The following is an 8,858-nucleotide window of genomic DNA, read 5'->3' as shown; positions in this document are numbered from 1 at the left end:
TGGCCCGGTTCGGGGAGGCGGACGAGGCGAACGAGGCGAAGGAGGCCCAGGGCGCGTAGGGCGGCGAGCCGGCTGTCGGCCGGCGGCAACCCTGTTGTCGGTCGGTCGGTGACCCCGCTGCTGGTCGGTCGGCGACGACAGGGGGAAGCGAAGGCACCTGAAATCCCGCCTCTCGCTGAGGGAGTTGGACGTTCTCTCTGGCTGTGCAGCGGTCCGTACGACCTGATGGTCGGAAGGGTGCAGTACGAAGGCGACCACGGTGTTCCCGGCGGCGGATCCTGCCGCCCGGACGGATCGCGGTGATCGTCCTGGCCGCACTGCGCCACGACCGGCGCCTGGCCGACATGGCCGGCGGCAACACCATCCGCGGAGCCTGGCCGCAGGCTGACGGCCCGTCATGACAGATGTCATGGCACCGCTGTGAAGGTGATCGTCCAGCGGAAGGATGTAACCCTCACCGGTCCCGGCGAGACTCAGGACATCGAGAGCCGGATCCGGGAGGAACAGCCATGCGTATCAAGCGACTTGTGGGCTCGGCCATGGGTACCACCCTGCTGCTGTTCACCGCCGTGCCCACGGCGGCCGCCGCCGGCACCACCGCGGCTCCCACCCGGTCCGCCGCCCGTGACACCCTGGACCGCACCGCCCTGCGCGGCACGCTCGACGCCTTCCACGAGGCGGGCATGTACGGCGCGTACTCCGCCGTGCGCGAGGGCGGCGACCGCTGGAAGGGCGCCTCCGGACTCGCCGACGTGGACACCGGCCGCAAGGTCACCCCGAACATGCGGCACCGCATCGGCAGCATCAGCAAGACGTTCACCGCGGTGGCGATCCTCCAGCAGGTGGAGAAGGGGCGGATCAGCCTCGACGCCCCGGTGACCCGGTACGTGCCGGACCTCTTCCCCGGCGCCGACCGGCAGCGCGGCGACGCGATCACCGTACGGATGCTGCTCAACCACACCAGCCACCTCGGCGACTACGTCCTCGGCGCCTTCCCCTCCCTCGCCCAGAACTCCACCGCCAGCCTCGACGAGCACCGCTTCCGCACGATACGACCCCAGGAACTCGTCCGCCTGGGCCTCGCCGCACCCGCCACCGGCAGCCCCGGCGCGCAGCCCGGCTCGTACTCCAACACCAACTACGTCGTCGCCGGTCTCATCCTGGAGAAGGTCACCGGCCAGAAGGCGGCCACGTACCTCACCCGTCACGTCATCGACCGCGCCGGGCTGCACCACACCGCGTTCCCGCGCACCCCGTACATCAAGGGCCCGCACGCGAAGATGTACGAGTCGTTCTACGGCCTCATCGACCCGCCGCGCGACTACAGCGTCTACGACATGTCCTGGGGCTACACCGCCGGCGCCCTCACCTCCACGATGGACGACCTCAACCGCTTCTACGCCAAGCTGCTCACCGGGAAGCTGATCGGCCGGGCCTCCCTGGCCCAGATGCAGCGCACGGTCCCGGTGAACGTCGGGCCCGGCGTCGCCATCGACTACGGCCTCGGCATCTACACCCTGGAGATCCCCGGCTGCGGCCGCTTCTGGGGCCACGACGGCGGGGTCTTCGGCGCCGGCACCCTCAGCCTCACCCGCGCGGACGGCGAACGCCAGCTCAGCCTGGGCTTCACCCTGATGAAGTACCAGCGCCTGAACGAGGAGGGCACGGAGCTGGAGCCGAGCCCGATCGACGAGGCGCTCAACGTCCATGTGGCGACGGCGCTCTGCGACGCGCCGGGGACGGACGCCGGGACGGGAACGGAGTCGAAGCCTTCGGCCAAGCCGTCGAAGCCGTCGAAGTCGTCGGGATCGGTGGGATCGGTGGGCGAGTCGGGGTCGTCGGTCGGGGCGGCGGGCGGGGAGCGGGTGCTTCCCGACGGGCTGGTCGGCGTGGACCTCTCCACCGGGGGCCGGGTGGTGAGCCCGGCCGCTCCCGTCCTGAACTGACGCCTTCCGGGTGGGTAGGCTGATCCGCTCACGCCTCACCGGGAGAGTGCCGCCGTGCCCACCTTCGTCATCTTCGACCTGGAGTTCACGACCTGGCCGGGGGCCGCCGCGGAGGACTGGTCGGCGCCCGGCCAGCTCCGCGAGATCGTGCAGATCGGGGCGCTGCGGCTGGACGAGCGGTACACGGTGGTGGAGGAGTACGAGACGCTGGTCCGCCCGGTGGCGAACCCCGAGCTGTCCCCCTTCTTCACCGAACTCACCGGCATCGACCAGGAGTCGGTGGACCTGGACGGCGCGCCCCCGGCGGAGGCCCTCAGCGACTTCCTGGCCTTCTGCCGGGGCCGGTCCGTCCTCTCGTACGGCAACGACATGCTGGTCCTCGGCGAGAACATCGGCTGGGCCCGCTCCCGTGGCGAGCACATCAAGCACACGCCCCTCACCCCCGGCTTCCTCAACATCCGCCCCTGGCTCAACACGGTCGCCCCGGCGACGGCGGGCATCAACTCGGGCCGCCTGTGGGAGGCGCTGGGCCTGCCGCGCCCGGCCTCCGACGGCGGGGAACACTCGGCACTCTTCGACTGCCACTCGATCGCGGCGGCGCTGCGACACCTGGCGGGGGCGGGGGCCGCTCTGCCGGTGGGGTTGCTGTAGCAGGTGGTCGCGGGGGCCGCCGCCCAGGGGCCCAGGGCATTACCCGGCGGGTAATCGACGCCTCCGGGGCCGGCTGCCAGGCTCGTCCGTACGGGGGCCGGACAACCGGATCGCCGTACCTCCGGAGGACCGGACTGTCGGGCTCCCGGACCACCTCCACCTGCACCTGCACCTGCACCGAGCTTCACCGGCCGGAAGGACCCAAGACACCATGCCCGCCTACGTCATCGCCCACCTGCGTGAGGCCGCCCCGCACCCGGACATCGCCGAGTACATCGAGCGGATCCCCGGCACCTTCGAGCCGTACGGCGGACGCTTCCTCGTCCATGCCACGCCGCACGAGGTGAAGGAGGGCACCTGGCCGGGCCACGTCGTGATGATCGGCTTCCCCTCGATCGCGGAGGCCCGCGCATGGTGGGACTCACCGGCCTACCAGGAGATCGCCCCGCTGCGCTCCCGGCACATCGAGGGCGACATCATCATGGTCGAGGGCGTCCCCGCGGGCTACGACCCGGCGGCCACGGCAAGGGCCATGCGGGAGGCACTGCCCGCCGATGTCACCCCGCCGAGTCGGTGAGGCGGTCCAACTCCTCCCCGATACCCGTACGCAAGGCGTCGTGGCGGGGTCCGAGGGCGTGGCTCGGGTCGGCCCAGTGCTCCGGCGGGTAGAGCCACACCGGGCGCCCGACCGACTCGGCCGGTTCCCACCCGTAGCGCGGCCACACGTGCGCGTGCAGAAACGGGTCGGTGTTGCCGAGGATCTCCAGGTTGACCCGCCGGAACGCGGGGTCGAGGCGCCCGCAGGCCCGCTCGACGGCCTCGCCGAGCCGTTCCATGTCCGACAGGAAGGCGAGCCGCCGCGTCCTCGGCAGCTCCGAGAGCCGGGTCACGGCGGGATCGTCGACGAGCAGGACGGCGTACCCCGGCAGGAACTGCACGTCGCCGATCACGGCGAACCCCGCGTCCAGCCTCCGCAGCACGGTGGGGTTCTCGCCGCGAAGGGCGCTGCCGATCCGATCACGCCGCCAGTCCTCAGCCATGACCGGTGACCCTATCCGTGGGCGTGCCGTGTGATCTGTCCGGTACCGCTTCGATACGTCCCGTGGGGCCGACGTGACCCCTGTCCCCTCATAGACTCCGCGCCATGAAACGGGGAACAGCGGTGCGTGTGGCGGCGGTTGTGGCGCTCGCGCCCCTCCTGACGGCCTGCGGCGCCGAGCACGACCCCCTCTTCGTCACGGGCACCGCGGCGAAGCCCACGCTCGGCTGGCGGGACTGCCCGGCCGCGAAGGGCGACGGGATCACCGAGGCCGCGCTGTACGAGTGGGACGACTCCAGCACCGTCGACGATCCCGGCCGGACGCTGTGGCACATCGAGGCGACGGACGGAACGACCCTCTCGCAGCGGATCCGACTGGGTACCGTCCCGGACGGCTTCACGACCCAACGGCCCCTCACCGCCGCCCTGGACCCCGGCACCACGTACGCCCTGCGCGTCAACATGGCCTCGGACGACCAGGTCTCCGGGTTCCTCACCTTCCGCCCCGAGCAACTCGCCCCCGGCCAGGTCGTGTTCGATGAATCGTCCACCGAGTCCCGGGCGGCCTACGACGACCGGGACAACGAGGAGTTCGGCTGCTTCACGGAGTGAGCCGGCCACGGGCCCGACCACTGTTCGGGCGGGCCCCATTGGTTCGGAGGGACGCTTGTCTCATGGTGGGTCAGGGAGAGATGGTGGAGCGGCTGCGGCCGCTAGTGGTGGCGCATCGTGGGCGTCGGCAGGAGTCGGTCCGGTTTCGGCCGTCCACGTGGCAGCCCTGGCTGGAGCCGTACCACGCCGCCCATGTGCTCGGCCTCGGGACGGCGGACGGCGGCTCCGCCGGTGGCGACCGGCTGCTCGGGCGGGACGATCTGGCCGCCGCCCGGCGAGCGGCCGGAGACAGGCCGGAAGGGCTTCGGGACCTGTTCGTCGCGGTCATGATCTGGGGCTCGGGCACGACCAACGGACGCGCGCCCCGCTACACCGGCGCGGCCCTCGGCGACCCCCGCCTGCCGGGTGTCCTCGACACCACGCGCGACGCCGTCCGTGCGGGCGAACTGGGCCGCGCCTACGCCGAGTTCAGGGTGCGCGGCGTGGGACGGTCGTTCTTCACCAAGTGGTTCGCCGCCGTCGACGACCGGGGACCCGGCCACGCGTACGCCCTGATCCTCGACGACCGTGTGTTCCGCTCCCTCAACGCCCTCGGCTGGTCGAGCAGGGAGGCGGCCGGCACCCGGCTCCGGCCCGCCCGTTACGTCGCCTACGTCACCGCCATGCACGACTGGGCCGCTTCCCTGGACGTCTCGGCGGACTGGCTGGAGTGGCTCATGTTCGACCTCGATGGTCGGGTCCAGCCGCCAGGGGTCTGTGGGGGTGAGTGCCCTACCGTACATGCATGCGATGACAGTTCATAAACATGAACCCAAGTGGGATTCTTTCCCTTTCTTCCCCCTCTTTCGTTCTTCCATGTGAACAGAACGAGCGTCCTACTCCCTTGACGCATTCAGGCCATCTCCCTACCTTGCCGAGAAAGCGCTTTCCATTCCCGCGCCTCTGGTAGACGAACCGACCGTCCTGGAGATGGAGACCCACCATGCGTCTGAGATCTGTCATGGCATGCGCAGGCCTGATGTCCGGCACGCTCGTCGCCCTGGCCGGCGCGACCACCGCGCAGGCGGCGACCGCCCGGTACGAGGCGGAGAGCTCGCCGGCGGTGTGCGCCGGCACGATCGACTCCGACTGGACCGGCTACTCGGGCAGCGGATTCTGCAACGGCACCAACTCGACCAGTGGCTATGTCCAGTTCACGGTGGCGTCCGGCGCCGCGGGCACCGCGACACTCGGGGTCCGGTTCGCCAACGGCACCACCACCCCCCGCGCCGCGAACGTCGTCGTCAACGGCTCGACCGTGGCGACCGTGTCCTTCGAGGGCACGAGCACCTGGTCGGGCTGGACCACGAAGACCCTGTCCGTGCCGGTGGTGGCGGGCAGCAACACCGTCCGGCTCACCCCCACCGCCGCGGCCGGACTGCCCAACATCGACCGCCTCGACGCGACCGTGCCCGACGGCACCGGCACACCCCCGTCGGCCTCCGCGCTCTACGTCGCCCCGAACGGCACCGACGGCGCGGCCGGCACCCAGTCCGCCCCCACCACGCTCACCTCCGCGATCAGCCGTATCAGCGCCGGCGGCACGATCTACCTGCGCGGCGGGACGTACCAGCACTCCTCGACCGTCACCGTCCCGGTCGGCAAGAACGGCACCGCCGCCGCCCGGACGACCCTGGCCGCCTACCCCGGCGAGACCCCCGTCCTCAACTTCTCCGCGCAGACAGAGAGTTCCGCCAACCGCGGACTTCAGCTGAACGGGTCGTACTGGCACGTCAAGGGCATCGTCGTCGAGCGGGCCGGTGACAACGGCATCTACGTCGGCGGCAGCCACAACGTCATCGAGCGCACGGTGACCCGCCACAACCGCGACACCGGGCTCCAGTTGGGCCGGGCCACCTCCACCACCCCGGCCGCCGACTGGCCGTCCGACAACCTGATCCTGAGCGCGGAGTCGCACGACAACGCCGACTCCGACGGCGAGGACGCCGACGGCTTCGCGGCGAAGCTCACCACCGGGCCCGGGAACGTCTTCCGGTACGCCGTCGCCCACAACAACATCGACGACGGCTGGGACCTCTACACCAAGACGGACACGGGCCCCATCGGCCCGGTGACCATCGAGGACTCCCTCGCCTTCGAGAACGGCACGCTCAGCGACGGCTCCCAGGCCGGCAACGGCGACCGCAACGGCTACAAGCTCGGCGGCGACGACATCGCCGTCAACCACGTCGTGCGGCGCAGCATCGCCTACGACAACGGCAAGCACGGTTTCACGTGGAACAGCAATCCGGGCTCGATGACCGTCTCCGGCAACGTGAGCGTCGACAACACCGAGCGCAACTTCAACTTCGACGGCGGTACGTCGGTCTTCCGCGACAACACCTCGTGCCGGGGCTCCAGCGGGACCAACGACCGCGTCATCGGCAGCTCCGACAGCACCAACCAGTTCTGGTCCGGCGTGAACGGCTCACGCTGCGCGTCGTACTCCGGTGCCATGAAGTGGTCCTTCGCCTCGGACGGCCGCCTCGTGGTCACCTTCGGCGGGTGACCGCCGGGGCTGAGTTCTGGACAAGGCCGAGGCCCGTCAAGAGCCACTTCGCTTACGGCCCGTGGGTCGGCATCGTCAGGACGTCGAAGGTGGCGTGCGGCGCGACCCAGCGGTACTTCGTGACGCTGGTCGACTACCAGACCCGCTGATCCCACCCCGCGGGCCCGGGCCCGCCCGGCGCGCAGGCGGACGGCCGCGGAATCTCTCTCCGCGGCCGTCCGCTTCTTCGTGCGGCCGGCGTGTGGTCGGCGTGTGGTCGGCGCGGGGCGCTAATCCCTGTCGCCTCTGCTGCTGTTCGAGGAGCGCAGGGGATCGACGACGCGGAGGAGTTCGCCCACGGCGAGGGTCGCGGTGGCGACGGCGCGGACCCAGCGGGGGCCACCCCGTGCGGCCCAGAAGACACAGGCGCAGCCGCCGATGACGAGTACGAGGACACCGGACAGTATGAGCACGGTCATGCTCGTTCCCCCTTCGCTTCTCCAGTGGTCGTCCGCGCATCCTCTCAGGCGGCCGCCGCCGGACGGAGCGGGCGGACCGGAGTGTCAGTGGCGCGCTGTACGTTCCGCTCATGGGCGTGTATCTGGTGAGTGTCGGCGCGAAGGACTGGTTCGAGGGGTGCGGGGACGAGGAGGAGGACGGGTGGGCCCACGTCGCCTCGGCGCTGAACGGGGAACTGGGCCGGCGGGGGCTGCCGCCCTATGACTCGGTGCCGGAGGAGGCGGCGTTCGCCCGCGGGTCGGGCCAGAGCTTCGAGGAGAAGCTGATCCCCTCCATGGACGGGTTCGTCGCGCTGTGCGAGGCGCACCTCTCACCCGAGGAGGTGGCGGTCCTCTGCGGCTGGTCGGTGCTGGTGCCCTTCCCGCTCGACGAGCCGATCCTGCTGCCGGTCGGCTCCGGGTACACGGACGAGACCCTCGTCGCCGGCGCCCCGCAGATGCTCGCGCTCGCCGAGAGGCTGGCCGAGGCCGTCGACCTGCCGGCCGAGACCCCGGCCATGTGCGACAACCTCGACCTGACCACGTGGTTCAGGGACGGACCGGCGAGCGAGCTGGCCGCGTCCCGGCCGGGGCCGTGGAGCGAGGACCTCGACGCGGCCTTCTACGTGGCGCTGTATCTGCGCGCCGCGCAGCACTCGCTCCGCCGCGGCTGCCCGATCGTCTACACGTGAGGCAGCGGTGCCCGATCGTCTTCCCCCGAGGCTCCGCTGCCCGGTCCTCACCTGAGGCTCCGCTGCCCGGTCGTCCGCGCCGGGGACACCGCGGCTCGCCGGGCGGCGGCCCCGTCGCTCACCGCAGCCCGCGTACGAACTCCGCGAGGGTGCGGGTCGCCGTGTTGTGCGTGGTCGCGGCGAACAGCGGGTCGAGGTGGTTCATGCCCTCGTCCGTCTCGTGGACGGCGTACGGGACGCGGGACTCGGCGGCGACCCGGCGGGCCGCGTCGAGGACGGTGCCCCGGTAGGCGCTGGTCTGGAAGGCGTACAGCGGGACGTCGAGCCCGGCGGCGTGGCGCAGCCGCAGGCCGAGGGAGCGGGCGAGGTCGGTGTCGGCGTACGCGTCGCTGACGTCGAGGTCCACCGAGAGGCGGGCCGGCCAGTACCACTCCCAGACCGCCGGCACCGGCCCCGCGTACGCCTCCGCGACCCGCGCGATCGGGGTGATCCCCTCGTCGACCCAGCCGCGCACACCGTCGGCGCCGGGCGAGTCGGCGATCCGCCCGGAGTGGACGCTGATGTCGTTGGGCCACCCGAACCCGGCGTCGACGAGGGCGCCGAGCAGCGCCGCGTTCGTGACCGGGTGCGGCGGCCGCAGCGCGTCGGGCAGCCGGTCCTGGAGGACGGAACGGCCCTCGGGGTCGTGGTGGGCGTACCACCCGGCGAGCTGGTACCAGATCTGGGTGCTCTCCGCCCGGGCGCCCAGCCCGACGCCGCTCAGCGTCAGGTCGAAGACGCGCCCGCCCTCGATCGCGGCGAGCCGCTGCCGGACCTGCTCCGGAGAGTCCTGCACGGGTGCCCCGGACCCCTTGAAGGCCCCGAGCACCCCGCCGTCGAGGACGGCGAGCCCGG

The 8,858-nt window shown here is 71.5% G+C and carries 10 protein-coding genes and 1 pseudogene; 8 read left to right on the top strand and 3 right to left on the bottom strand.

The window, feature by feature from the left end:
- The first annotated feature begins 509 nt into the window (after positions 1-509).
- From AOK15_RS33825 to AOK15_RS33815, 3 genes are all read left to right on the top strand, one after another.
- On the top strand, positions 510-1,946 hold the full coding sequence (locus AOK15_RS33825) for a serine hydrolase domain-containing protein (protein ID WP_055522138.1): 1,437 nt from the start codon (positions 510-512) through the stop codon (positions 1,944-1,946).
- A 54-nt stretch (positions 1,947-2,000) separates the two neighbouring features.
- Positions 2,001-2,597: a 3'-5' exonuclease gene (locus tag AOK15_RS33820; protein ID WP_055522137.1), complete on the top strand. Its 597-nt coding sequence runs from the start codon at positions 2,001-2,003 to the stop codon at positions 2,595-2,597.
- 211 nt (positions 2,598-2,808) lie between these two features.
- A complete protein-coding gene (locus AOK15_RS33815) occupies positions 2,809-3,174 on the top strand; it encodes a DUF1330 domain-containing protein (protein ID WP_055522136.1) in 366 nt (121 codons plus the stop codon).
- Here AOK15_RS33815 and AOK15_RS33810 read toward each other — a convergent pair.
- Positions 3,155-3,637: an HIT family protein gene (locus AOK15_RS33810; RefSeq protein WP_055522135.1), complete on the bottom strand. Its 483-nt coding sequence runs from the start codon at positions 3,635-3,637 to the stop codon at positions 3,155-3,157. The genes AOK15_RS33815 and AOK15_RS33810 overlap by 20 nt on opposite strands.
- A 104-nt stretch (positions 3,638-3,741) precedes the next feature.
- On the opposite strand from AOK15_RS33810, the gene AOK15_RS33805 reads away from it, so the two are divergent.
- The 4 genes from AOK15_RS33805 to AOK15_RS45305 all read left to right on the top strand — a co-directional run bounded on the left by AOK15_RS33805 (position 3,742) and on the right by AOK15_RS45305 (position 6,945).
- A complete protein-coding gene (locus tag AOK15_RS33805; RefSeq protein WP_157870444.1) occupies positions 3,742-4,248 on the top strand; it encodes a hypothetical protein in 507 nt (168 codons plus the stop codon).
- A gap of 62 nt (positions 4,249-4,310) precedes the next feature.
- The gene (locus AOK15_RS33800) at positions 4,311-5,051 is read left to right on the top strand and encodes an 8-oxoguanine DNA glycosylase OGG fold protein (RefSeq protein ID WP_205632276.1); all 741 of its coding nucleotides are present in this window, start codon (positions 4,311-4,313) and stop codon (positions 5,049-5,051) included.
- A gap of 179 nt (positions 5,052-5,230) precedes the next feature.
- The gene (locus tag AOK15_RS33795; RefSeq protein WP_055522133.1) at positions 5,231-6,796 is read left to right on the top strand and encodes a carbohydrate-binding protein; all 1,566 of its coding nucleotides are present in this window, start codon (positions 5,231-5,233) and stop codon (positions 6,794-6,796) included.
- Complete coding sequence (locus AOK15_RS45305) at positions 6,793-6,945, top strand: hypothetical protein (RefSeq protein WP_157870443.1); 153 nt, start codon at positions 6,793-6,795, stop codon at positions 6,943-6,945. Before AOK15_RS33795 ends, AOK15_RS45305 begins: the two co-directional genes overlap by 4 nt.
- A gap of 120 nt (positions 6,946-7,065) precedes the next feature.
- Here AOK15_RS45305 and AOK15_RS33790 read toward each other — a convergent pair whose 3' ends face one another.
- On the bottom strand, positions 7,066-7,254 hold the full coding sequence (locus AOK15_RS33790; RefSeq protein WP_055522132.1) for a hypothetical protein: 189 nt from the start codon (positions 7,252-7,254) through the stop codon (positions 7,066-7,068).
- A gap of 110 nt (positions 7,255-7,364) precedes the next feature.
- On the opposite strand from AOK15_RS33790, the gene AOK15_RS33785 reads away from it, so the two are divergent.
- Complete coding sequence (locus AOK15_RS33785; protein WP_055522131.1) at positions 7,365-7,964, top strand: hypothetical protein; 600 nt, start codon at positions 7,365-7,367, stop codon at positions 7,962-7,964.
- Positions 7,965-8,082: 118 nt separating this feature from the next.
- Here the strand turns inward: AOK15_RS33785 and AOK15_RS33780 are convergent.
- Positions 8,083-8,858 (bottom strand): annotated as a pseudogene (locus AOK15_RS33780) (alpha/beta hydrolase); the annotation flags it as partial.

Source organism: Streptomyces ossamyceticus, from assembly GCF_001418475.1.
Classification (GTDB): domain Bacteria; phylum Actinomycetota; class Actinomycetes; order Streptomycetales; family Streptomycetaceae; genus Streptomyces; species Streptomyces ossamyceticus.
This window is presented reverse-complemented; position numbering and strand designations above follow the sequence as displayed.

Bases quoted from the DNA above. Each gene is read 5' to 3' on its own strand.
- AOK15_RS33815 (WP_055522136.1), top strand. From the start codon at position 2,809: ATGCCCGCCTACGTCATCGCCCACCTGCGTGAGGCCGCCCCGCACCCG.
- AOK15_RS33810 (WP_055522135.1), bottom strand. From the start codon at position 3,637: ATGGCTGAGGACTGGCGGCGTGATCGGATCGGCAGCGCCCTTCGCGGC.
- AOK15_RS33805 (WP_157870444.1), top strand. From the start codon at position 3,742: ATGAAACGGGGAACAGCGGTGCGTGTGGCGGCGGTTGTGGCGCTCGCG.
- AOK15_RS33790 (WP_055522132.1), bottom strand. From the start codon at position 7,254: ATGACCGTGCTCATACTGTCCGGTGTCCTCGTACTCGTCATCGGCGGC.
- AOK15_RS33795 (WP_055522133.1), top strand. From the start codon at position 5,231: ATGCGTCTGAGATCTGTCATGGCATGCGCAGGCCTGATGTCCGGCACG.
- AOK15_RS33785 (WP_055522131.1), top strand. From the start codon at position 7,365: ATGGGCGTGTATCTGGTGAGTGTCGGCGCGAAGGACTGGTTCGAGGGG.
- AOK15_RS33800 (WP_205632276.1), top strand. From the start codon at position 4,311: ATGGTGGGTCAGGGAGAGATGGTGGAGCGGCTGCGGCCGCTAGTGGTG.
- AOK15_RS33825 (WP_055522138.1), top strand. From the start codon at position 510: ATGCGTATCAAGCGACTTGTGGGCTCGGCCATGGGTACCACCCTGCTG.